Genomic DNA, 272 nt, shown 5'->3' on the forward strand with positions numbered 1-272 from the left:
GGGACTATATGAAATATCTTATGGATTGATTGGTATTTCAAATGATGCCGGTTATCAAAATAATCCAGCAAATGCTGATATTTTTATTGCTGCATTTGAAAATGTAAGCGGAAATGTTGCTGGTTCAGAAATATATGGAACCTCAATGGAGCCAAACAAAGGAACAACAAATTCAAATACAAGAAATTCAACTTTATTCAAAACTTTTTATTTTAGAAATACCATAACTCAGACCTTTTTTTTAAAGGCAAAATTTTTTAATGGAACAGGAG

The 272-nt window shown here is 30.1% G+C and carries 1 protein-coding gene; it reads left to right on the forward strand.

From position 1 onward, the window contains the following. A partial coding sequence (locus SB772_RS41125) for a hypothetical protein (RefSeq protein ID WP_410838666.1) occupies nucleotides 1–272 on the forward strand: 272 nt, incomplete at both ends.

This window comes from Paraburkholderia sp. SIMBA_030, assembly GCF_046535245.1.
Classification (GTDB): Bacteria; Pseudomonadota; Gammaproteobacteria; order Burkholderiales; family Burkholderiaceae; genus Paraburkholderia.